This window comes from Nocardioides sp., assembly GCF_025965415.1.
Lineage (GTDB): Bacteria > Actinomycetota > Actinomycetes > Propionibacteriales > Nocardioidaceae > Nocardioides.
Genome location: NZ_JAOPWY010000142.1, coordinates 48465 through 71086, shown reverse-complemented (window position 1 = coordinate 71086; position 22622 = coordinate 48465). Strand labels below are relative to the sequence as shown.

Below are 22622 nucleotides of genomic sequence, written 5' to 3'. Positions count from 1 at the left end.
GAGCGCCCCGCGATGAGTCAGACCGGGACCCTCATGGGCTTCGTGCACCGGCGCCGCCGGGGTGCGGAGCTGTTCCTGCTCGTCCTCGCCCTCGCGGTCGGGATCGGCGCCTACGCCGCCGTCGGCCTGGGCCTCGAGGGGCAGGTGCCGACCGACCTCGTCGGCTACGGCGGCTGGCTGACGGCGCTCATCGTGGCGGCCCACGTGGCCGTCCGCGTCTTCGCCCCGTACGCCGACCCGGTGCTGCTGCCGCTGGTGGCTGCCCTCAACGGGCTGGGCCTGGCGATTCTGCGGCGGCTCGACATCACCTACGAGGCGCAGGGCTTCGACCAGCACACGTTCGCGCGCCAGCAGCTGACCTGGATGACGTTGGGGGTGGTGCTGTTCATCCTGACCCTGGTCCTGCTGCGCGACCACCGCTCGCTGCAGCGCTTCACCTACACCTCAGGGCTGGCCGGCATCCTGCTGCTGATCCTGCCGTTCATCCCCGGCATCGGGCTCAACCTCAACGGCGCCCGCATCTGGATCCGGCTCGCCGGGTTCAGCTTCCAGCCCGGCGAGGTCGCCAAGGTGCTGCTCGTGGTGGCCTTCGCGGGCTACCTCGTCCTCCACCGCGACGCCCTGGCGCTCGCGGGCCGACGGGTCGTCTTCGTCGACCTGCCCCGCGGTCGTGACCTGGGCCCGATCCTGGCGATGTTCGGCGTCTCGATGATGATCCTGGTGCTGCAGAACGACCTGGGCTCCTCGCTGCTCTTCTTCGGCCTGTTCCTGGTGATGCTCTACGTCGCCACCGAGCGGCCGGGCTGGCTGCTGGTGGGCGGACTGCTCTTCGCGGCCGGCGCGTTCGCGGCGTACTCCGTCGTCGGCAACGTGCAGAACCGCTTCAACTTCTGGCTGCACCCGCTCGACTACTACGACCAGTCCCCCGGCAGCGGCCAGCTGGTCGAGGCGATGTTCGGGATGGGCTGGGGCGGCCTCATCGGGCGCGGACTGGGCGGCGGCTTCCCCGAGCGCGTGCCCTTCGCCTACTCCGACTTCATCCTCTCGACCATCGGCGAGGAGCTCGGTCTCACCGCCGTCATGGCGGTCGTGCTCTGCTACGGCCTGATCGTCGAGCGCGCGCTGCGCGTGGCCCTGATCTCGCGCGACGGCTTCGGCAAGCTGATGGCCGTCGGGCTCGGCGCCGTGTTCGCCCTGCAGGTCTTCGTCGTGATCGGCGGCGTCACCGGCCTGATCCCGCTGACCGGCCTCACCACGCCGTTCCTGTCCTACGGCGGCTCCTCCCTCGTCGCCAACTGGGTCGTCATCGCGCTCCTGCTCCGCATCTCCGACCAGGCCCGCCGACCCGTGCCGCGGATGGACCCGGTCGACGACTCGGCCGCCGACAGTGAGCACACCCAGGTGGTGAAGCTGAAGTGAACAAGCCGATCCGTGTCGTCTCGGTCTTCTGCCTGGTGCTCTTCCTCGCGCTCCTGGTCAACGCGACCTACCTGATGTACGTCCGCGCCGACGACCTCGGCAAGGACCCGCGCAACCGCCGCATCATCACCGCGACGTTCTCCCGGGAGCGTGGCGCGATCCTGGTCGGCAAGGAGGCGATCGCGCGCAGCGTGCCCTCGAACGACAAGTACAAGTTCCAGCGCACCTACTCCGAGCCCTTCAAGTACGCGCCGATCACCGGTTACTTCTCGTGGTTCAACCAGACCGGCGTGGAGCGCTCGCAGAACTCCGTGCTCGCCGGCGACGACTCGCGCCTCTTCGTCACCCGGCTGGTCGACCTGCTCAGCAACACCGACCCCAAGGGCGGCAACGTCCAGCTCACGGTCAACGCCGCCGCGCAGGACGCCGCCTGGGCGGGCCTGGAGAACCTGCCCGGTGACGCCCAGGGCGCGGTCGTCGCGCTGGAGCCCACCACCGGTCGCGTGCTGGCGATGGCGTCCACGCCGACCTTCGACCCCAACAACTTCGCCTCGCACGACTTCGCCGCGGTCGCCGAGCTCGGCGAGCGGCTCAACGCCGACGAGCGCGAACCCCTGATCAACCGGGCCATCGCCACGACGCTGCCGCCCGGGTCGACGTTCAAGCTGGTGACCGCGGCCGCGGCGATCGAGTCCGGCGACTACGACGCCGACTCGATGGTGCCGGGCGGCTTCAGGTTCAAGCTGCCCCAGTCGTCGACGTCCATCGGCAACCACGACGGCGGCGACTGCGGCGGGCGCCGGATCACCCTGACCCAGGCGCTCCAGGTCTCCTGCAACGTCACCTTCCTCACCCTGGCCAACGAGCTGGGCAACGAGGCGATGGCCGACCAGGCCGAGGCCTTCGGCTTCAACTCCACCTCGCTCGAGGACCTCGGCGGGCAGGCGCCGTCGCTCTACCCCCGCGACATGGACGCCCCGCAGACCGCGATGTCGGGCATCGGCCAGTCAAGCGTGACCGCGACGCCCCTGCAGATGGCGATGGTGGCCGCCGCGATCGCCAACGACGGCGACGTGATGCGCCCCTACGTCGTCGACGAGGTCCGCGCCCCCAACCTCTCCGTGCTCGACCGCACCGACCCCCAGAGCATCAGCAAGGCGATCTCGAGCACGACCGCCGAGGAGCTGACCAAGATGCTCGTCGCGACCGTCGAGACCGGCACGGCCACCCCGGCCCAGATCCCGGGCGTCGAGGTCGCCGGCAAGACCGGCACGGCGCAGTCCACGGCCGACCGCCCGCCGTACGCCTGGTTCGTCTCCTTCGCGCCCGCCAACGACCCCAAGGTCGCCGTCGCCGTGCTCGTGCAGTCGAGCGACACCTCGCGCGACGAGATCGCCGGTGGCCTGCTGGGTGGCCCGATCGCCAAGGCGATCATGGAGGCGGTGATCAACCAGTGACCGCCCTCGCGCCCGGCGGTCACGTCGACGAGGCCCGCCGCTACGTCCTCGAGTCGCGCATCGCGACCGGCGGGATGGGCGAGGTCTGGTCGGCGCGCGACACCGTCCTCAACCGGCCCGTGGCCGTCAAGGTCCTCAAGGCCGAGTACGCCGACGACGCGCTGTTCCGCCAGCGCTTCGAGACCGAGGCGCGGCACGCGGCCTCGCTGCACCACCCCGGCATCGCGGCGGTCTTCGACTACGGCGCGAGCTCGCTCGACGACGGCTCCGCGACGCCGCGCCCCTATCTCGTGATGGAGCTCGTCGAGGGCCAGCCGCTCTCGGCGCTGCTGCGCCCGAGCGCCCCGCTCGACCCCGCGGCCGCGCAGGACCTCCTCGCCCAGGCCGCCGACGCCCTCGGCGTCGCCCACGCGGGCGGGATCGTGCATCGCGACGTCAAGCCGGCCAACCTGCTCGTCACGCCCGACCGCCGCGTCAAGATCACCGACTTCGGCATCGCCCGCGCCGCCGAGGGCATGTCGCTGACCGAGACCGGCCAGGTGCTCGGCACGCCCGCCTACATCTCGCCCGAGCAGGCCGAGGGCAAGACGGCCACCGCGGCCTCCGACGTCTACGCCCTCGGCGTCGTCGCCTTCGAATGCCTCGCCGGCCGCAAGCCCTTCCTCGCCGACACCCCGGTCGCCACCGCGATCGCCCACCTGCGCAACCCGGTCCCCGAGCTGCCCGATTCGGTGCCCGCCGACCTCGCCCGCGTCGTACGACGGGCGCTGGCCAAGGCACCCGAGGAGCGCTACCCCGACGGCGCGGCCTTCGCGCGGGCCCTGCGCGAGCCGGGGAGCGACGACGGGGCGACCGTCGTCGCCCCGGTCGCGGCGCCGGCACCGGAGTCCACCCAGGTGATGGCGGCCGCCGCGCCGGTCGGCGGTGCCCCCGCCGCACCGGCGTACGACCGGGATGTCGCCCCGCCACCTCCCGCCCCGCGCCGTACGACGCCGTGGCCGCTCCCCGTCGGCCTGGCGGCCGTCGCGATCGCGGTGCTGCTCGCGGTCTGGCTCGGCACTCGAGGCGACGACACCCCCGCGGGCGGGTCCTCCGACACCCCCTCGCAGACCCCCGGCCGGACGCCGAGCCAGAGCCCCCCCGAGACGCCCAGCGACACCCCGAGCGACACCCCGAGCGAGACGCCCAGCGAGACCCCGAGCGAGACGCCGACGGAGACGCCCACCGAGACCGCGACCGAGCCGGCCACCGTGGAGGTCGACCCGGCCGCCTACATCGGCCGTCGTGCCAAGGACGCCGAGAAGGAGCTGGAGCGACTGGACCTGGTGCCGGAGCTCGTCGAGCTGGCCAACCCGGGCGACGCCGAGCCTGACACCGTGGTCGACGTGTCGCCCAGTGGCACCCTCGAGGAGGGCGACACCGTGACCATCACCTTCTACGGCAAGCCCCCCAAGGGCTCGTCGGACGCATCTGGAAAGGGCAAGCAGCGATGAGCCAGTCGGAGCCGACACTGATCGGCGGCCGCTACGAGCTCGGCGAGCTCCTGGGCCGCGGCGGCATGGCCGAGGTCCGCAAGGGCAAGGACCGGCGGCTGGGTCGCACCGTGGCCGTGAAGCGGCTGCGCACCGACCTCGCGAGCGATGCCACCTTCCAGGCCCGCTTCCGCCGCGAGGCCCAGTCCTCGGCCTCCCTCAACCACCCCTCCATCGTCTCGACGTACGACACCGGCGAGGAGATGGCGACCGACGGCTCGGGCGTCGCCCAGCCCTACATCGTCATGGAGTGCGTCGAGGGGCGCACGCTGCGCGACATCCTGCGCGAGGGCCGCAAGATCCTGCCCGAGCGGGCCCTGGAGATCACCTCCGGCGTGCTCTCGGCCCTCGACTACAGCCACCGGGCCGGCATCATCCACCGCGACATCAAGCCCGGCAACGTGATGCTCACGCCGTCCGGCGACGTCAAGGTCATGGACTTCGGCATCGCGCGGGCGATGTCCGACGCCTCCAACACGATGACCCAGACCGCGGCCGTCGTCGGCACCGCGCAGTACCTCTCCCCCGAGCAGGCGCGGGGCGAGACCGTCGACTCGCGCTCGGACGTCTACTCCACGGGCTGCATGCTCTACGAGCTGCTGACCGGCCGACCGCCGTTCGTCGGCGACAGCCCGGTCTCCGTGGCCTACCAGCACGTCCGTGAGCCGGCCTCGCCGCCGTCAGACCTCGACGACCAGCTCGACGCGGAGATCGACGCCATCGTCATGAAGTCCCTGGCCAAGCGCGTCGAGGACCGCTACCAGAGCGCCGCGGCGATGAAGGCCGACATCGAGCGCTACCTCGCCGGGCACCCGATCCAGGCTCCCGCCGTGGTGCCCGCCCCGGCCGACACGCAGTACGTCCCCTCCGTGCCAGCCGGTGCGACCACCACCATGCCCGCCGCCGGCACGGTCACCGGGACCGCGGGCGGCCTCCCGCCGCAGCAGGACCGGCCCTCGAGGAGCCGCGCCGGCTGGTGGTTCCTCGGCGGCTTCGCGGTGATCGCGCTCCTGCTCCTCGGCGCCTACCTGATGAACGACCTGCTCTTCGACGCGCCGCCCGAGCGCACCGCCGTGCCCAACGTCGTCGGGATGACCGAGGACGAGGCGCGGCTCACGATCGCCGACGCCGGCTTCGTGGTCGGGCGGATCAGCCGGGAGACCTCCGACACCGTCGAGGCCGACCTGGTGATCGAGCAGGACCCCAACCGTGACGTCTTCGCCGACCCCGGCTCCTCGATCGACTTCGTCCTCTCCCTCGGCAAGCCCGAGGTCGAGGTGCCCTCCGTGGTGGGCGGCCTGCGGAAGGACGCCCGCGCGCAGCTGGTCGCCCTGGGGCTCAAGGTGCGCTTCGTGGAGGAGGACTCCGACGAGGACCAGAACCAGGTCCTCAGCACCAACCCGCCCGCCGGCACCTCGGTCGCCGAGGGCACCACGATCGACGTCGTCTTCTCCGACGGCCCCGAGAAGGTCCCCGACGTGCGGGGCCTCAGGCAGGCCGAGGCGGAGCGGCAGATCCGCGACGCCGGCTTCGTCCCCGACGTGCGCACCGACGCCACCTCGACGGAGCCCAAGGGCACGGTCGTGGACCAGATCCCGGTGGGCGGCACGGCCGACCAGAACAGCACCGTGACGATCTTCGTCTCCGCCTTCGAGGAGCCGGAGACCCCGACCGAGACTCCGACCGAGACTCCGACGACGCCGACGGAGACGCCGACCATCCCCACCGAGCCGCCGACGACCCCGCCCCCCTCGGGCCGGACCCGGGTGGGCTGACGCCCTACTCCGGGATCGGCGTGGCGTAGGTCAGGTCGAGCAGGCCGGCGTAGGCCGGTGCGGTCGCGGACTCCAGCGCGGTCATGTCCCAGGAGACGCCCCCGCCGGGGACGGTCGTGTAGTCGCGGTAGGTCGCCAGGATCGGGTCGGTGATGAGCTCGGACTCCAGCTGCGCGGGGTCGCCGATGCCCACGATGACGTACGGCGGGGAGTAGGGCAGCCCGTGCAGGGTCACCTGGTTGCCCTCGCACTTGATGCCGGTGGTGGAGATCAGCCGCTGGCCCTGGATGGTGACCGCCACTGCCCCGGCGTTCCACATCGCGTTGGCCACCGCCTGGATGTCCTGCTGGTGGACGACGATGTCGTTGGGATCGCCCTCGTAGCTGAGCCGCGCCTCGATCGAGGCGTCGTCCAGGGTCACCTGGACCGCCGCCCCGCTCTTCTCGGTCAGTCCGGCCGGGTCCACGAGCGTGGCGATCTCGTCCTGCACGCGCGACACCGAGCGGTCGCCGAGCTGCGCGCTCAGCGCCTCCACCTCGGCGTTGAGCGTCGCTGCCTGCTCGGTGAGGTCACCCGCCTCGTCGCGCTCGGCGCGCACGACCGAGGCGAGGTCGGTCAGCCGCCCGGCGCGCAGGTCGAGGCCGTCGCTCTGCTCCGCGCTCACCGCGAAGAGGGTGCCGCTGAGCAGCACCACCAGCGGCGTCGCGACCCGCCAGACGCGTCGGCGCCCGGGGGATGGGTGGGACGGGGACGGCATGACGACTACGCTAGCCCCCCGTCGGGCGCTGAGGCGTCCGCGGCCGGCTGCGCACGACGCCGGACCACCTCTCGCAGCCACATCCCGCAAGCCCCAGGAGCAGCAGTGTCGAAGTCCACGACGGTCATCACCGACGAGAAGAGGTCGCTCTTCACCGTCAGGTTCCTGATCAGTCTCGTCCTCGTCGTGGCCGGCATCGCGTGGCTGGTCTTCTACTACGCCCAGGCCCGCGGCAACCCGCTCGCCTTCCCGCCGGTGGAGGGCTCGCCCAAGGCCGTCAGCGACCTCGGCGACTGGAACTACGCGATCGGCTTCGGAGCGCTGATGCTCGGCCTCATGGTCTCGGCCCACCCCTCGACCCCGCTCGGCCGCGGCCGAGGCGTCGTGGTCGGCATGCTGGGCTGCTTCCTCGTCGGCCTGCTCTGGATCTGCACCTTCTACGTCTTCTCCGACGACCTCTCCAAGCTGTGGATCTTCAACGACCTCGGGCAGTGGAACCTCGTCGTCGGCATCGCTTTCATGGCGGTCGGCTTCAGCTTCGCGACCAAGTGGGAGTAGGTTCTCCTTCGGCCCGGTGATCGGGTCCCGCGCCTCGAGCGGTGAGTGAGGCGCCTTCCTGGGGAAGGGAAGGCGTCTCTCTCACCGCTCGAGTCGATTTCGGGGCCGCCCCGCCCCCCTCCGCGAGCGGTGGTGGAGCCACATTCCCGTCGTCAGGACTGTGGCTGGACCACCGCTCGTGCAGGCGAGCGGATTTCCACACTGTGGAGAACGCTTGTGGAGAATTACACGCATGTAGTTATCCACAGGTGTGTACACACCTGTGGGTAAAGGTCGGCCCCCGCCACCACGTCGTACGACGCGGGGCGGGGGCCAGGCGGAATGCGGTGTGCCAGAGGAGCGAGCGGCTCAGACGAGCGTGCCGGCGCGCACGACGGCGAGCGCCAGCAGGACGACTGTGAACAGGCCGAGCCCGCCCCACTGGATCACCGAGCGGTTGGACTTCGGCGCGTAGGCGATGATCGCGGCCGTCACGACGCCGCCGAGGAAGCCACCGAGGTGGCCCTGCCATGAGATGAGGCGCCAGCCGACGACGCTGATGACGACGCCGATGACCAGGTTCTGCATGAGCCACTGGGAGTTGAGCCGGGCCTTCTTGGCGGTGACCAGCAGGGCGCCGAGCAGGCCGAAGAGCGCGCCGGAGGCGCCCACGGTGCTGGAGCCGGGGCCGGCGAGGTAGAGCACCAGCACGGACGAGGCGACGGCGCTGACGAGGTAGATGGCCAGGAAGCGGGCGCGCCCGACGATGCCCTCGAGCGCGGGGCCGAAGACGAAGAGGGCGAACATGTTCATCGCCACGTGCCAGATCTCCACGTGGGTGAACGCGCTCGTGACGAGCTGCCACCAGGCGCCGTCGGCGACGCCCGCGTGCCAGATGCCGTCACCGGAGGTGGCCTGCTCGCAGACCCGGGAGTCGGTGATGCTCGGGTAGTACTGGCTGGGCGTGGACGTCGAGCCGCACCGGCCGATCGGCGCGAGGGCCAGCAGGTCGACCACCCGGGACAGCCGCCCGCCGGTCGCCGTGATGGCGAGCCAGACGACGGCGTTGATGCCGATCAGGACGTACGTCGTCAGCCGCGGGTCGGCGCTGCGCTCGCCGCCGTACATGGCGCGGTTCTGCCGTGAGCCCTTGTTGGCCGCCTTGACGCAGTCGGGGCACTGGAAGCCCACGGCGGCGTCGCGCATGCAGTCGGGGCAGATCGGCTTCTCGCACCGCTGGCAGCGGATCCAGGTCTCGCGATCGGGGTGCCGGTAGCACGTCGGCACCCCGGTCGCGGCCTGGCCCTCGGACGACTGGGTCATCAGCTGATGGCGATCAGGTCGGGATCAGGAGTCGGTCAGCGCTCGATGGTGACGGACTCGATGACCACCGGCTCGACCGGTCGGTCACCCGCACCGGTCGGGGTGGTGGCGATCGCGTCGACGACGTCGCGGCCCGCCTGGTCGGCGACCTCACCGAAGATCGTGTGCTTGCGGTTGAGCCACGGGGTGGCGCCGACGGTGATGAAGAACTGCGAGCCGTTGGTGCCCGGGCCGGCGTTGGCCATCGCGAGCAGGTAGGGCTTGTCGAAGACGAGCTCGGGGTGGATCTCGTCCTTGAACGTGTAGCCCGGGCCGCCGGTGCCGGTGCCGAGGGGGCAGCCGCCCTGGATCATGAAGCCGTCGATGACGCGGTGGAAGCCGAGGCCGTCGTAGTACTTCTCGCCGCTGCGACCGGCGTCGTCGCGGTAGTCCTTGGTGCCCTCCGCGAGCCCGACGAAGTTCTCGACGGTCTCGGGTGCGTGGTGGGGGAACAGGTTGATGACGATGTCGCCCCGGTTGGTCTTCAGGGTCGCCTTCAGGTCGGCCATGGGATGTGCCTCTCAGATCTGTGTCGTGTGCGCCTCGATCCTGCCACGCCGGACCCACCCCGACCCCACGCAGGGCGCCCGGCGTGACGGCGTACGACGTCGCCCGTCGGTGACTCACCCGGACGGGGCTGGTCGGCTCAGGGTCGGCATGGTGAGATGGAGTCACACTGAAAGAGGAGGTCACGCATGCCCTTCGGCCGCAAGAAGTCCCTCATGGACCGGGCCCACGACTATGTCGAGCAGCTCTCGGAGACCGTTCTCCCCCAGCTGGAGTCTGCGTGGGAGCAGACGGTGGACAAGGCCGGACCCGCTCTCGCCGACGCTCGCGACAAGGCCACCCCCCTGATCGCCGAGGGCCGCGCCCTCGCCGCGGAGAAGGCGTCCGAGGCCCGCGACAAGGCCGCGCCGCTCATCGCCGAGGCCCGGGCCACCGCCGCCGACAAGGCCTCCGTGGGCGCAGCCCTCGCGGCCGAGCGGGCGTCGGCCAGCCGCGACCTGGCTGCAGCCAAGGTCGCCGAGCTCCGGGGCATCGAGCCCGAGCCCAGGGGCTGCAAGCTCAAGAAGGTCCTGCTCCTCGGTGGCCTGCTGGCCATCGGTGGTGTCATCTTCAGCAAGCTGCGCGCCAAGCAGGACGACAACGCCCACTGGCAGTCGACCTACGTCCCGCCCGCACCGCCCAAGCCGTCGCCGGCAGCCCCTGCGGCTCCCGTCACACCGGCGACCACGACGATCACCGGTGACCCGCTCACCGACCCGCTGCCGGGCGAGGACGTCTCGGCCGACGACGTCGTGACCGTCGACCCGCCAGCCTCCGACGACATCGGTGGCGGCGCTCCCGGCGAGGCGATCAGCGACTCGGTCGAGGAAGCCCACGAGGCGACCACGCCCGACGAGCCCGCGGAGGTCATCGACATCGACGACGTGCCGCACAAGAAGTAGCGCCACGGCTCACCGCTCCGGGCGGTGTCCCGCCCACGTCCCGCGAGCCGGGACCGTGGGTGGGGCACCGCCCGTCGTCATTCCACGGGCGTGACGCGGTTGTCCTCGATCCAGTCGTCGACCCGCTCCCACCAGCCGTAGAGCCAGTCGATGCGCGCGTCGCGGTCCTCGGGGATCTCCGCGCGCGAGACCTCCCACCACCGCATGGTGATCTGCTTGTCCATCGGCAGCGAGCGCCACAGGTCGCTGACCGTGACGAGGTGGTCGAGCCCGGTGTGGGCGACCACGAGCACGTCGGCGTCCGGCGCGGCCTCGAGCGCGGCCAGTACGCCGCCGGGCCGGGGCGCCAGCACGTGAGTCATCTCCTCGGCGCGCACGGCCATCCGCTCCAGGCCGAGCTTGCGGAGCCTCGCGATCGCCTTGTCGCGCCGGCCCGCGGTGAAGTTGCCGCCCTCGGGGAAGATCACGAAGGCGTCGTTGTCGTCGAGGTCCGTGGCGAGCGCGGCGATCTGCGACTCGAGGTCCTCGCCGGCCTCCGGGTTGGGCGAGATGAAGCGCGCCGGGATGCGGCGCAGGATCACGTCGATCGCGGGGTCCCAGGCGAGGGTGTTCTTGAGGACCACGCGCGGCTCGCGGTGGTACCAGTGCAGCAGGGCGTACATCAGGATGAACGAGTCGCCGGGGCCCGCGTGGCGGCACATGACGAGCACCGGGCGCTCGGGCACCCGCGCCGGGTGCGGTCCGTCGGTGCGGATCCGCAGCGCGAGCACCCGCCGGGCCTCGCGGAAGAACACGAGCAGCGTGCCCTGCACAAGGTCGTAGTGGATGCCGGCGAAGTAGGGCGAGCGGATCCTCCACCCGAAGCCGCTCGCGACCCAGAGGCCCAGCAGCACGGCCAGGAGCAGGGACTCGAACGTCAGGTAGAGGATGACGACCCACAGCAGGCGCAGCGCCCGCCAGCGGCCGGGCAGCACCGGCGCGAGCGCGGCCGCGACGAGGAGCCAGACCGGGAGGGTCACCCACAGCACCACGGTCAGGCCGATCACCGCCGGTGCGACCACCAGGCGCCGCAGGGCCCAGGCCAGCGGGTGGTTCACGGCTGGTCCGGCCGGGCGCCGAGGGCGCCGTCGAGGTAGGCCCGCGAGGCGTCGTACGTCGCGTCGATGCGGGCCTCGACGCCACCGAAGTCCCGGTGGGCGCGCAGCGAGTCGTCGCGCGCCGACGTGCCCGCGGCGGGGAGCACGTGGGCCTCGACCCCGTCGGGGATGGTCGCCATGTCGCGCATGAAGCGGTGGCGGCGCGCCACCTCGAAGCTCACCCGCGCCACCTCCCACGGCTTCGTCGGTGCCTTGAGCGGCCGGTCGATGCGCCCGACCTGCAGCACGAAGATGCGGCTCGCACCCAGCTCGACCGCCCGGCTGACGGGGATCGAGTTGACCAGGCCGCCGTCGAGGAAGTGCTCGCCGTCGATCTCGGCGGGGGGAAGCAGACCCGGTACGGCGGCGCTCGCCAGGATCGCGGGCACGATCGGGCCGCTGGTGAACCAGTGCTCGGCCGCGCGCTCGATGCTCGCCGCACACACCTCGAAGCGCACCGGGAGGTCCTCGAACCTGGCGTCACCCAGCTCCTCCTCCAGCCGGCGACGCAGCGGCGCCGACGAGTAGATGTGGGTGCCGGACGAGACGGCCCGGCGGACCGTGCGCAGCGGCTTGTCGCCGTAGACCTCGCGGCCCTGCGCGGTCGCGGCCCACAGCTCGGTGAGCCGGTCGATCACGGCGAGCTCGGGCTGCCGCGCGACCATCGCGCCGTTGAGGGCGCCCACGCTCGTGCCGAGGACGAGGTCGGGGACGATGCCGCGCTCGAGCAGCGCCCGCAGCATGCCGACCTCGACGGCGCCGAGGACGCCGCCACCGCCGAGCACGAACGCCGTGACCATGCCCCCGACCCTAGGGGGCTAGGCCAGCTCGGGGTGCTCGGCGCGCACCCGCCGGGTGGCGCGGTGCTCGGCCCAGAAGGACAGGATCGGGACGGTGCCGCACACCAGCGTCACCAGCGTGAAGGGCAGGCTCCAGCCGGCCCGGCGCGAGAGCAGGAAGGCACTCACCAGGAAGATCATGTAGAGCCAGCCGTGCGCGACGCCGAGGTAGGTCGTGATCGTCTCGCCGAGCTGGTTGACGTCGGAGCCCGCGGTGACCCAGGCGGGAGTGCTGTCGAAGATGCCCCACATCGAGGAGCCGTCGAAGTTGGCGAGCGGGACGCCGATCAGGATGAGCACCACGAGCAGGACACCGACGACGGTGGCCATGACGCGGTAGGCGGTGAGGTTGCGGGACACGGCGGCCAACCTATCCGGCGCTCGGTGACGGCAGCTCGGGCGCCGTCGCGTCCCGGCGCCAGCGCCACCAGATGAAGGCCGCGAAGGCCCCGAAGACCCACCACTCGAAGGCGTAGAGCAGGTTGCGGACCCCGGTGAAGCGGCTCGGGCTGGGCAGCGCGTCGAGCGCGGCCGCCTGCAGGCCCTGCGCGGGCTCCTGGCTGACGAGGTAGGCGGAGTAGAGGTCGACGTCGACGCGCTGCACGGCGTCGGCGACACGGATCTCGGGGAACACGTCGTCGCTCGGGTCGTCGTCGGTGACCAGGCTCCCCTCGGGCGCCTGCAGCCACCCGGTCACGTCGGCGGTCCCCGTCGCGGCGAGCAGCGCGTCGTCGGGCTCCGGCGCCCACCCGCGTACGACGAGCACCGCGGCGTCGCCGACCAGGAGCGGGGCGACGGCCCAGTAGCCCGCCTCACCCTCGTGCGCGCGGTCCGCGACCCAGAAGCCGCCGTCGAGCCACTCGCCATCCACCTCGACCGGCCGGCCCAGGTCGGGTGCGGGGAACGGGTCGTCGTTGCCCATCACGTCGGTCAGCGGCACCGGCGTCAGCGCGGACAGGTCACGGGCCTCGGCCTCGCGGCTCGCCTGCCACGCGTCGTACTGCCACATCCCGAGCCACCCCGCGATGCCCACCAGCACCAGGGCCAGGGCCGCGGCGCCGAGGTCGGTCAGCAGGCCGGGGCGGCGGGGGGCGGTCACGGGCTCGATTGTCCCAGCCGGGCCTGAGCGCGATCACTCGCGGGTCATCGCGAAGGCCATCAGGTAGCTGCGGCTGACGGCGTCGTCGATCGACTCCTCGGGCCGGGTGCGCGCGTCGGCCACGGCGGCCGTCGCCTCGGTCCCGCCCGCGAGCGCCGAGTAGAGCAGCACGTAGTCCGCCAGCGGACCACGGAAGCCGTCGACCTCCGCCACCGCTGCGCGGATGCGCGCCGGGTCGCCGACGAGGTAGTCGGCGGACGGGCTCATCGGGATCAGCTGGATGCCCAGCACGGCCGACGCCTCGGACGAGAACCACGTGGCGTGGTCGCGCTTGCCGCCCCAGCTGATCCCGAAGACCTGGTGCGCGAAGCCCGTGGGAAGGTCGGGCTGGGTCCAGTACGTCCGGGCCGCCGCGGCCTCCGACGACAGCAACCACGCGGCCTCGGCGGCGAGGTCGGCGTCCTCGGTCGCCTGCGCCCACAGCGCCAGCCCGGCCCACGCCGTGACGGCCTCGGAGCTCGACTCCTGGTTGTTGCCGTCGGCGAAGGGGGAGGTGCCGGACGCCCACGAGTGCCCGGCGTACACGTCGTACACCCGCAGGCGGGGCGTCACGCCCGTGTCCGATCCACCCGCGATGTCCGCGGCGAGCAGGTCCATCACCGGCCGCAGGCGGTCGACCACCGTCGGGTCGTGGGCGGCCAGGACGCCGGCGGCGTAGAGGAAGTAGCCGTAGTGGAAGTGGTGGTCGTTGAACTCCTCGGAACCGAACGCGGGTGTCTGGCCGACGATCCCCCGCCACTCGGGATCGTGGAGGAAGCACTGCGTCGCGCGCTCCTCGCACCCGGCCGGGTCGGTCCACCGCTCGAGTGTGGTCGTGAGTGAGGTGCGCGCTGCGTCCTCCGCCTCCGTCGCACCCACCTGCGACGCGAGGTCGAGCAGCTGCGCCTGACGGTAGAGCCACTTCCCGCCGAAGTAGGTGTCCTCGGGTGGCGCACTCGACCCGGCGACGTCGGCGGCCACCTGGTGGGCCAGCTCCGACCGCTGGGTCGTGCCCAGACCGGACAGGTCCAGACCCGCGCTCGCCCGGTGCCGCGGCACCGTCCAGGTCAGTGCGGGTCCGCGGCAGACCGGGAGCTCGCCGTACACACTGGCGAACGACCCCAGGTCGCACGTCACCTCGTCGGACAGGCCCGCCGCCTGGACCGGCATGACGACGAAGGCGGCCTCCTGACCGCCGTAGGTCAGGGAGGTCGTCACCTCGCCGTCGCCGACGTCGTACGCCGTCGTGGTGCCGGTGACGGGCGCGGCGAACGCGGCCAGCTCGGCGGGGTCGTGGCCGGCCGGCACCGGGAAGAAGACGGCACTCCCGCCCGCGTCGAGGTCGATGGCGTCTCCGTCGACGGCGCCGTCGCGGACGCTCAGTCCGTAGCTGCCCGTGGGTGTCGTGGCGGTCCACAGGTCGTCCCCGGTGGGGGTCCACCCCACCGAGGTCGTCATCCGCTCGGCCTGCGTGGCGACGTGGCTGACGAAGGGGGAGCCCTCGGCCACCACCGTGCGGCCGAGCTCCTCGTCCTCCTCGTCGCGGCTGCTCACCGTGAACGAGGCATCGTCATAGGCCGCGACGACCTGCTCGGCGACGCCGGCGACCGTGACGGTGACGTCCTCCTGGTGGCTGCCCACCACAGCGGCCGCGGACGTGACCACCTGCGGCAGCCCGACCCCGAAGCCCTGGGGGCCGAGGGTGAAGGCGAGCGGCAGCGGGAAGACCGGCTGGGGCTCGTCCCCGAAGACCAACCCGGAGAACCAGCGGTTGGTGGGGGGCGTGAGCCCGTCGGCGAGCCGGTTCGCCGGCAGCGGGGCGAGGGTGCGACGGGGCAGTGCCTCGACGAGCGGCACCACCACGTCCGTGGGGAGTGCCGCCTCCGGCCGCCGGGCGACGCCGTCGGGAGCCGACATCGGCGAGTCGCCGCGGCACCCACTCACGAGGCAGAGGAGAACGCCGAGGGCGACGCCGACCGTCCCGGTGCGCTTCACCGCACACCCACCCGGTGGAGGAAGTCCATGAAGCTGTCGGTCGGTCCGGCGAGGACACCCGAGTCGGCCAGGGTCAACGTCACCGACACAGGACTGCCCGGCTGGTTGAGCGAGGTCAGGCTCTCCGACGCCAGGTGCGGCACGGAGAGCTCGACAGTGGTCACCGCGATGCCCTCGGAGGTCTGCACCGAGACGTGGGAGACCGTCGCCGACATCCGGCTCCTGCTCGGCAGCTCGACGCGTGCGTCGCCGCCGACCCGGATCCGGCCGTACTGGTCGGGCGTGAGCCGGAACTCCGCGGTGACGTACTGCGTGCCGCCGGCGGTGACCGTCGCCATGTCCCCCGCGGCCAGGAAGGTGTCCTGCTCGGCCTCGAGCTCGGTCAGGGTCCCGGCCATCGGCGCCACGAAGGTGACCCGCCCGCGCGCCCCGTCGATCCGGTAGGACTGCGTGGAGACTGGTTGGAGGCCGTTGGCGAGGTCGCGCTGCAGGTCGATGGACGAGATCGTGAAGAGCTCCTGGCCCAGGGCGACCTCGTCGCCCTCCTCCGCGAGCTGGCGCACCACCACCCCGCCGTACTCCGATCCGACCGTGGACCGGGAGGCCGCCACCTGTGCGTTGCTGCTGAAGGCCTGCCGGGACCGTTGGTTCACGACCAGGGTCAGCGCGGCCACCACGACGACCAGCACGACCAGCCCGCCCCAGAGCCGGAGCCGGTTGCGCCACGTCATGCCGGTTCCTGGTCGAGCGCCCGGTGCAGCACGGGGTCGGCGGGTGCCGGCGGTGCGTGCCGGGCCACGAGGGCGGGCTCGGGCCGACGCGGCGATGGCAGGAGGTCACGCGGTGGCAGGGCCCCCGGCAGGGGATCGAGCCGCGCATGACGCGCGGACCGGGCGGGCCGGCGGCTGCGACGCGACTCGCCCAGGGCGACGACGAGGAAGGCGCCCAGCACCACCGCGTTGGTCACGCACCAGGCGGTTCCGAGCGTGAAGCGGCCGGTCACCAGGTTCTGCCAGACACCGACGGCGCCCGTCATGGCCAGGAAGGCGAAGGTCAGCACCTGCGGCACCATGAAGTTGAACGGCGACGCGCTGCGGGTCGTGCCCCCCGTCACGTGCCACTGCTGCTCGCGCCCGACCAGCGCGTTCACGAACGCCTTCACGTAGATCGGGTAGGAGACCGCAGCCAGCATCAGCACCTCCCAGCGGAAGCTGCCCACGCTGAAGAAGGCGAGCAGCACCTGGAGGACGTAGAAGCCGGCGTACACCAGGAGCCACTGGCCCACGCCGACGGAGAGGTTGACCGGGTGCAGGTCGAAGAAGATCTCCATCGGGGGGACGAAGAGCAGGGCTCCCGGGGCGATGCCCGTGAGGTAGTGGGTCGCCGTGATCCCGTACATGATCCGCTGATCGGGCGTGAGCCGGCGCCTCGGCGAGAAGGGGTTGGCCCGGAACCAGATCTCGAAGCCGCCCGTGGCCCAGCGCAGCTGCTGCTTGCTGTAGGCCTCGATGGTCTCGGGGGCGTCGCCGACGGCCAGCGACTTGGCCAGGTAGATGCTGCGCCAGCCTCGCTCGTGCAGCAGCAAGGAGGTCCAGACGTCCTCGGACTTGGAGTCGACGCAGATGCCGCCGATCTCGTGCACGGCACTGCGGCGGAACATCACGTTGGTGCCGACGCAGAAGGCCGCGTTGAAGTGGTTCCGGCCCGGCTGCACGAAGCGATAGAACATGGTCTGCATGTAGCCCGCGCCGCGGGAGATCAGGTTGACGAGGTTGCCGTAGGTCTGCGGCGTCTGGACGAAGGCGACGGTCGCGTCGGTGAAGAACGGCAGCGTGTGCTCGATGAAGTCCGGGTGCGGCACGAAGTCGGCGTCGAAGATGCAGAAGAAGTCACCCTTGGCGATCGCCAGTGCGTGGTTGACGTTGCCCGCCTTGGCGCCGGTGTTGCTGAGCCGGCGGAGGTAGTGGCAGCCGATCTCGTCGGCGAGGGCCCTGACCTCGTCGGACCGGCCGTCGTCCAGGATCCACGTGCGGTGCTCACCCCGGATGGCCATCGCCGCGAGGGCGGTGCGGCGGATGGTCGCCACCGGTTCGCCGTACGCGGTCACGAACACCTCGACACGGGGGCGCCGACCATCGAGCAGCAACCCCCAGCGAGACGGGTCCTCGGCGCCGTCGCGGACGAGCAGGTCGTCCTTCGCCGCCCAGTAGGCGTAGGTACGCGGGTCCTTGGCCCCCGACAGCACCGTCCACATGGCCAGCAGGGTGTGCACCACGAGCACCCCCTCGGCGAGGACCACGACCAGCCACGGCACCAGGTCGCCGCGGTTGCTCGGGTCGAGCAGGAAGGTCGCATAGAGCAGCACCCCCGCCGTTGCCAGCAGGGTGAGGACGATCAGCACGGGTGAGTAGTGCTGGGCCGAGGCCGCGCGGCGCGTGCTCGGGATGTGCGGGTCGAGCTGCAGCAGGTCGTGGTGGTCCATGGTGCTGTCCTCCCGGACAGTGGGGATGGCGGGCCCCGAGGCGACGACCGTAGCGACGCCGTGCGACGGCCTCCTTACGCTCAGATGTCCAACTTGTAACGATCCAAGAGCCGGCGGTTCCGCTCAGCCACCTGTCACCCGGAGCCCGGCGGTGCCATGATCACGGTGGCTGACACGGGGCAGAGGACCCGCGGCCAGGGGGGGTGGGAGATGACCCGGATCTGTTTCGAGGACGTGACCCGCCACTTCTCGGGAGCCGCCGAGCCCGCGGTCGCGTCCGTAGACCTCGACGTCGCCGATGGCGAGGCGGTGGCGCTGGTCGGCCCGCCCGGCGCCGGGAAGACCACCTTGCTGAGGTTGGCCGCCGGGCTCGAGGCGCCCGACCACGGCCGGGTCCTGCTCGACGGCCGACCAGGACCGCGCGACGGGGTCGAGGTCGTGCTGCTGTTCCAGAACTACGCGATGTATCCCCACCTCAGTGTCCGGGACAACATCGCCACGTCGCTGCGCGGCAGGGTCACGACCGAGCAGGTGGCGGCCGACGTCGACGACGTGGTCGGTCTGCTCGGCCTGGGAGAGCTGGTGAGGCGGACGGCGTCGTCCCTCTCGACCAGCGAGCGGATGCGGGTCGCGCTGGCGCGTTCACTGGTCAGGCGCCCCGGCGTGCTGCTCATGGACGAGCCGCTCGCCAACCTCGAGCCGGGCGTCCGGACCGAGCTGCGTGAGCGGCTGGTGGCGGCACGGCACGCCTACCCCGCCACCACCCTCTTCGCCACCGAGGATCTCGCGGAGGCGGCCGCGGTGGCCGACCGGGTGCTCCGCGTCGAGGGTGGACGGCTGTCACCGCTGCCATGAGACCCACGGCCCCGCAGCTCCCGGGGGGTGGGGCTGCGGGGCCGGGGCCGGTGATCAGCGGGCGGTGCGGAACCCTTCGACGAAGGCGCTGCCGCGCTTCACGACCAGTCGCAGGCGGTGCGGCCGGTCGATCCCGAGACCGCTGACCACGGCGAAACGGTCGAGACGCGGTCGGGCCTTCCTACCGGCGAACGACACGACTCCCACCCGCTCGCCATCGATGAAGAGCACCGCCTTGCCGCCACGCCTGGCACGACCGAAGGCCAGGGCGACCGTGTCCCCCTGGAAGCCCAGGCGGAGCACGTCACGTCCTCGGCGCGTACCCCCGTTGTCGCAGTAGGAGCCTCCCGGCGCCCGGCCCCGTACGACGCGCCAGCTGCCCAGGTGGCCGACCGAACGTCCCTGGCAGGGGTGGGTGCGGGGGAGGGTGGCGGGCTGCGACGACGAGACCGTGACGGTCGGCTCACCCGAGCCCGCCGCGGGGCCTTGCGGATCCGACGGGAGCCCCGGTGTGCCGGGGGTGGGGTCGGTGGTGGGTGGGGTGGTGGGCGGGGCGGTGGGCGGGGTGGTCGTTCCGGGGTCCGAGATGGTGATCCGGACCGTGGCGGTGTCAGTCAGCCCACCGGCGTCCGACACGGTCACCGTGGCGTCGTACGTCCCGGGGTTCGCGTAGGTGTGCTCGACGACCGCGCCCTCCGCGTCCTTGGCGGGTCCGCCGTTGCCGAAGTCCCAGGACCAGCTGAGTGCGTCCGGGGTCTCCGCGTCCGTGCTCCCCGAGGCGTCGAGGACGACCCGCGTGCCGGTGACGCCACTGCTGGGCGTGGCCGTCGCCGTCGCCTCGGGTGCGGTGTTCGCCGCCGGCGGTGACTCCTCGCCCCAGCCGTAGTCGAAGGTGCCGCAGCCGGCTCCGAGCGTGAATGCCACGTCGCCGGTCAGGTCGCCGTCGGCCTGCTGCGGACCCTCGCCCGCCACCGTGCCGTCACCGTTGCCGGTCATCCGGAGCACCTCGAAGGTGAGGCAGTCGTGGTCGAACTCCCAGTTGCCGGAAGGGCTGGACGGGTCGGCGTAGTTGTCGGTCCATCCTTCCCCACCGTCGGAGAAGCGGGAGTCGCCCGCGGTCGCGGTCCAGGCGGCGTCGCTCAGGTCCGGGGTGTTGCTTCCCGGTTCCGGCTGGCTGTCCAGAGGCGACTGGGCCGGCGGGTCGTCGGTCCCGGCGTTGCCGTAGCCGTGGGCCTCGTCGGTGTAGGCGGTGTAGAAGCCCGAGGCGAAGGCGATCGCGTCGCGATCGATCTGTCCGTTGCCGTCCAGGTCGAAGCCGGAGCGGTCCCGCATCTCCATGTAGTAGGCGTGGTCGGAAGGTCCCTCGGCACCGGCGGCGACGTACTGCCATCCCTGCGTGCACTGTCCACCGGGCCCGTCGGCGCGGCACCCACCGTTGAAGATGCGCAGATCCTCCGGCGTCCCACTGGTCTCGAAGTCCGTCCCGTAGATCACCCTGGTGGTGCCGTCGGGCAGGGTCGCGGTGACCGTGAGGTCGTCGATGAACCAGCCTGGACGGGCCAGGCCCGGGTCGGTGGAGTAGCTGAACCGCAGCACCGGGCTGGGCTTGCCGACCAGCTCCGAGACGTCGTAGCGGTCGGCGAGGTAGACCATCTCCGGGGTGTTGCCGACCTTGCGGTCGAGCGCCTCGGAGCCGGCGTCGTAGGACCCCGAGGTGCCGGTGATGCCGTTGTCGAACGCCTGCTGGCACGCGTTCTGGTTGGGGTTGCCGGCCAGGGGGTCGGTGTTGGAGGTGGTGTAGCCGTTCTCCGACGGGTTGGAGCTGAAGGTCTTGCCGCCGTCGGTGGAGGTCAGCACGAAGCCGTAGTCGTAGTCCCACTCGATGTCCCACATGGACTTGAAGTCCGCGCTGAGCGTGGTGCCTACGGGCAGCGAGGCGACCTCCGGGAGGGCGACGTCGATGTTGTGTCCCTTGCCCGGGTCCTTGGCGCAACCGAAGTCGTTGCCGGAGCGGGACCACCAGGTGTGCGACGCCGTCGCCGTGTCACCGGAGTCGAACTTGGCCGGGTCGAGGAGCACGCGACCGGGGAGCTTGGCGACGTACATCTGCGAGTTCTGCACGCGGCCGACGCCGTTCTGGCCCTCGGTGAGGGTGTACGGGTCGCCGGCCGGGGTCTGCCAGGTGATGGTGTCGGTGTCCTGCTTGGAGTCGGGGATGGCGGACTCGGTGCGTGAGGAGTCGAGCACCTCCGGCACCACCCATCCGAGCTCCTGGCGCCCGAACGCGTCGATGTGGTGCGACTTGTCGGTCGCCATCAGGTTCCAGTCGCCGTAGGTCTCGCGGCCGCCGGTGGAGTAGAAGTCGGGGAGACCGAGGGAGTGGCCGTACTCGTGGGAGATCACGCTGGCGGCGTCGATCGCGGTCTCGGGGTTCACGTTGTAGGGGCCGACGCGGACGTAGACCTTGAGGGCCTCGCCCTTGTCGGCCGTCGTCATCGCGGAGTAGGTGGTGTCGGTGTACCAGAGCGGACGCCCCTCGAGGTCCTTGAGCTGGTCATCGGTCGTGAAGCCGGGCAGCTTGGTCACGGGGTCGCTGTAGTAGAACTCCAGGCTGGAGGAGTGCGGCCACACGTTGTCGTAGGGCAGCACGCCGTACTCCTGGGGGCACCCGGCGACGGAGAGCTGCGAGGCGCCGTTGCCCCCGCAGCCCGCGAAGACGGCCATGAAGAAGTCGACCACGCCGTCCTTGTCGGTGTCGTAGTCGGAGTAGTCGATCTCCGGGTCGGCGATGGCAGCTGCGTCGAGCACGAGCTTGCCGGCCGGACCGCAGCCTGAGTCGATGGACTGCAGCGCGCCGACGCCGGCAACGGCGCCGGCGAGGGCCGACCCGTTGGCGTCCGCGCCGTAGTAGGCGGTGTTCCCGGGCAGCTGGTAGACGCCATCTTGGATGCGCTCGGGGTAGAGCGGGGTGCCCTGGGCGGGGATCGGGCTGTCGGCGACGGTCACCCCGGCGGTGCAGGTGTTGCCCAGCTGGAGCTTGCTGAAGGGGAAGCCGGGACCGTAGGCGAAGTCGGCGGTCGTCTTCCCGGTGGAGGGAACGGTGCCCTCCGGGTAGAGCTGGCCCAGGCTCATCTCCTGGAAGAGGTTGAACGTCGAGCCCTCGTAGCCCGGGTCGTTGATGACCTGGTCGAGGGTGGTGTCGTGAGCGACGTAGTCACGATCGGTGTAGGCGACCGGGACGACCGGGAAGGGGCGGTCGCCGTAACGGGCGGTGTCGTACTCCTCGCCCGGGGGGATCACCTTCGGGCCGTGGCTGGTGAACTCCTTGCTGGCACCGCCGACGAGCACAGTCGCGGTGGTCGACAGGTCGCGCCACACCACGGTGGCGAGCTCGGACACCTGTGCGGCTCGGCTCTCCAGGACGAGGGTCCGGCTGGCGCCGGCCGTCAGCGTGCCCACCTCCCAGGTGTAGGAGCCGGCCTCGACGTCGGCAGCGCCGGCCTTCACGATCGTGCTGCCGACGGGCGCCACGACGTCGACGGTGGCGCCGGAGACGGTCGAGCCGGAGGTGTTGCGCACGATGATCCGCGACGGGTAGGTGTCGCCGGGCTTGACCCAGCCGACCGCGGAGACGAAGGAGTTCTCCACCTCCAAGCCACCGACGGTGCCGACGGAGGCGACGGGGGTGGATACGGCTGCGGAGGCCGGAGCGCTCGTGGCGCTGGCCGTGCCGGACGTAGCGACGGCGGTGACCGTCAGCATCCCGGCGAGCAGGGCGGTGACCGCGACGGGGACAGTCGCCAGCCGATGAGATCTGGGCATCGGGTTCCTCAGGAGGTGAGGACGCGTGCGGGGGCGCGTCGATGTCCCGAGAACGAGGCAGTGGTGCC

At 71.7% G+C, this 22622-nt stretch carries 18 protein-coding genes; 7 read left to right on the top strand and 11 right to left on the bottom strand.

The features are described from left to right. Window positions 1-12: 12 nt before the first annotated feature. Genes JWN97_RS14950 through pknB form a run of 4 tightly spaced genes read left to right on the top strand, consistent with a single transcriptional unit; the run spans window position 13 to window position 6183 of the window. The gene (locus tag JWN97_RS14950; RefSeq protein WP_297624159.1) at window positions 13-1419 is read left to right on the top strand and encodes an FtsW/RodA/SpoVE family cell cycle protein; all 1407 of its coding nucleotides are present in this window, start codon (window positions 13-15) and stop codon (window positions 1417-1419) included. After that, window positions 1416-2876, top strand: coding sequence for a penicillin-binding protein 2 (locus tag JWN97_RS14945; protein WP_297624156.1), 1461 nt, complete (start codon window positions 1416-1418; stop codon window positions 2874-2876). The genes JWN97_RS14950 and JWN97_RS14945 overlap by 4 nt, the downstream gene beginning before the upstream one ends. Continuing rightward, the gene (locus JWN97_RS14940) at window positions 2873-4369 is read left to right on the top strand and encodes a serine/threonine protein kinase (protein ID WP_297624153.1); all 1497 of its coding nucleotides are present in this window, start codon (window positions 2873-2875) and stop codon (window positions 4367-4369) included. Before JWN97_RS14945 ends, JWN97_RS14940 begins: the two co-directional genes overlap by 4 nt. Next, window positions 4366-6183 (top strand): Stk1 family PASTA domain-containing Ser/Thr kinase, encoded by a 1818-nt coding sequence (gene pknB, locus JWN97_RS14935; protein WP_297624150.1) that lies wholly within the window; start codon window positions 4366-4368, stop codon window positions 6181-6183. Before JWN97_RS14940 ends, pknB begins: the two co-directional genes overlap by 4 nt. A gap of 4 nt (window positions 6184-6187) precedes the next feature. On the opposite strand, the gene JWN97_RS14930 is transcribed toward pknB, so the two are convergent. Continuing rightward, window positions 6188-6940 carry a DUF881 domain-containing protein gene (locus JWN97_RS14930; RefSeq protein WP_297624147.1) on the bottom strand — a complete coding sequence of 251 codons (753 nt, stop codon included), beginning with the start codon at window positions 6938-6940 and terminating at the stop codon, window positions 6188-6190. 105 nt (window positions 6941-7045) lie between these two features. Here JWN97_RS14930 and JWN97_RS14925 point away from each other — a divergent pair, with 105 nt between their 5' ends. Next, the gene (locus tag JWN97_RS14925; RefSeq protein WP_297624144.1) at window positions 7046-7498 is read left to right on the top strand and encodes a cell division protein CrgA; all 453 of its coding nucleotides are present in this window, start codon (window positions 7046-7048) and stop codon (window positions 7496-7498) included. Between the two features lie 348 nt (window positions 7499-7846). Here the strand turns inward: JWN97_RS14925 and JWN97_RS14920 are convergent, their stop codons facing one another. Both JWN97_RS14920 and JWN97_RS14915 read right to left on the bottom strand, forming a co-directional pair. After that, window positions 7847-8800 carry a rhomboid family intramembrane serine protease gene (locus tag JWN97_RS14920; protein WP_297624141.1) on the bottom strand — a complete coding sequence of 318 codons (954 nt, stop codon included), beginning with the start codon at window positions 8798-8800 and terminating at the stop codon, window positions 7847-7849. Between the two features lie 35 nt (window positions 8801-8835). Beyond that, entirely contained in the window at window positions 8836-9348 is a 513-nt protein-coding gene (locus JWN97_RS14915; protein WP_297624139.1) for a peptidylprolyl isomerase, read from the bottom strand. 186 nt (window positions 9349-9534) lie between these two features. On the opposite strand from JWN97_RS14915, the gene JWN97_RS14910 reads away from it, so the two are divergent. Next, entirely contained in the window at window positions 9535-10287 is a 753-nt protein-coding gene (locus JWN97_RS14910; protein WP_297624136.1) for a hypothetical protein, read from the top strand. Window positions 10288-10364: 77 nt separating this feature from the next. Here the strand turns inward: JWN97_RS14910 and JWN97_RS14905 are convergent, their stop codons facing one another. From JWN97_RS14905 to JWN97_RS14875, 7 genes are read right to left on the bottom strand one after another with little or no spacing between them, the layout of a single operon-like run. Beyond that, window positions 10365-11384, bottom strand: a complete 1020-nt coding sequence (locus JWN97_RS14905) for a lysophospholipid acyltransferase family protein (protein WP_297624133.1) — start codon at window positions 11382-11384, stop codon at window positions 10365-10367. Beyond that, entirely contained in the window at window positions 11381-12223 is an 843-nt protein-coding gene (locus JWN97_RS14900; protein ID WP_297624130.1) for a patatin-like phospholipase family protein, read from the bottom strand. Before JWN97_RS14900 ends, JWN97_RS14905 begins: the two co-directional genes overlap by 4 nt. Before the next feature lie 18 nt (window positions 12224-12241). After that, window positions 12242-12622 (bottom strand): DUF3817 domain-containing protein, encoded by a 381-nt coding sequence (locus JWN97_RS14895; protein ID WP_297624127.1) that lies wholly within the window; start codon window positions 12620-12622, stop codon window positions 12242-12244. Between the two features lie 10 nt (window positions 12623-12632). After that, window positions 12633-13361, bottom strand: a complete 729-nt coding sequence (locus JWN97_RS14890) for an SURF1 family protein (RefSeq protein WP_297624124.1) — start codon at window positions 13359-13361, stop codon at window positions 12633-12635. Between the two features lie 33 nt (window positions 13362-13394). Next, window positions 13395-15395 carry a glycosyl hydrolase gene (locus JWN97_RS14885; protein ID WP_297624121.1) on the bottom strand — a complete coding sequence of 667 codons (2001 nt, stop codon included), beginning with the start codon at window positions 15393-15395 and terminating at the stop codon, window positions 13395-13397. Next, complete coding sequence (locus JWN97_RS14880) at window positions 15392-16126, bottom strand: hypothetical protein (protein WP_297624119.1); 735 nt, start codon at window positions 16124-16126, stop codon at window positions 15392-15394. The genes JWN97_RS14885 and JWN97_RS14880 overlap by 4 nt, the downstream gene beginning before the upstream one ends. Then, a complete protein-coding gene (locus JWN97_RS14875; protein WP_297624116.1) occupies window positions 16123-17877 on the bottom strand; it encodes a glycosyltransferase in 1755 nt (584 codons plus the stop codon). Before JWN97_RS14875 ends, JWN97_RS14880 begins: the two co-directional genes overlap by 4 nt. A gap of 210 nt (window positions 17878-18087) precedes the next feature. Between JWN97_RS14875 and JWN97_RS14870 the strand changes: the two genes are divergently transcribed. Next, window positions 18088-18732: an ABC transporter ATP-binding protein gene (locus JWN97_RS14870; RefSeq protein WP_297624113.1), complete on the top strand. Its 645-nt coding sequence runs from the start codon at window positions 18088-18090 to the stop codon at window positions 18730-18732. A 54-nt stretch (window positions 18733-18786) separates the two neighbouring features. Here the strand turns inward: JWN97_RS14870 and JWN97_RS14865 are convergent, their stop codons facing one another. Continuing rightward, window positions 18787-22554, bottom strand: a complete 3768-nt coding sequence (locus JWN97_RS14865) for a PKD domain-containing protein (protein WP_297624110.1) — start codon at window positions 22552-22554, stop codon at window positions 18787-18789. Between the last annotated feature and the right edge of the window lie 68 nt (window positions 22555-22622).

Bases quoted from the DNA above. Each gene is read 5' to 3' on its own strand.
- JWN97_RS14950 (WP_297624159.1), top strand. From the start codon at position 13: ATGAGTCAGACCGGGACCCTCATGGGCTTCGTGCACCGGCGCCGCCGG.
- pknB (WP_297624150.1), top strand. From the start codon at position 4,366: ATGAGCCAGTCGGAGCCGACACTGATCGGCGGCCGCTACGAGCTCGGC.
- JWN97_RS14930 (WP_297624147.1), bottom strand. From the start codon at position 6,940: ATGCCGTCCCCGTCCCACCCATCCCCCGGGCGCCGACGCGTCTGGCGG.
- JWN97_RS14920 (WP_297624141.1), bottom strand. From the start codon at position 8,800: ATGACCCAGTCGTCCGAGGGCCAGGCCGCGACCGGGGTGCCGACGTGC.
- JWN97_RS14915 (WP_297624139.1), bottom strand. From the start codon at position 9,348: ATGGCCGACCTGAAGGCGACCCTGAAGACCAACCGGGGCGACATCGTC.
- JWN97_RS14910 (WP_297624136.1), top strand. From the start codon at position 9,535: ATGCCCTTCGGCCGCAAGAAGTCCCTCATGGACCGGGCCCACGACTAT.
- JWN97_RS14900 (WP_297624130.1), bottom strand. From the start codon at position 12,223: ATGGTCACGGCGTTCGTGCTCGGCGGTGGCGGCGTCCTCGGCGCCGTC.
- JWN97_RS14880 (WP_297624119.1), bottom strand. From the start codon at position 16,126: ATGACGTGGCGCAACCGGCTCCGGCTCTGGGGCGGGCTGGTCGTGCTG.
- JWN97_RS14875 (WP_297624116.1), bottom strand. From the start codon at position 17,877: ATGGACCACCACGACCTGCTGCAGCTCGACCCGCACATCCCGAGCACG.
- JWN97_RS14870 (WP_297624113.1), top strand. From the start codon at position 18,088: ATGACCCGGATCTGTTTCGAGGACGTGACCCGCCACTTCTCGGGAGCC.
- JWN97_RS14865 (WP_297624110.1), bottom strand. From the start codon at position 22,554: ATGCCCAGATCTCATCGGCTGGCGACTGTCCCCGTCGCGGTCACCGCC.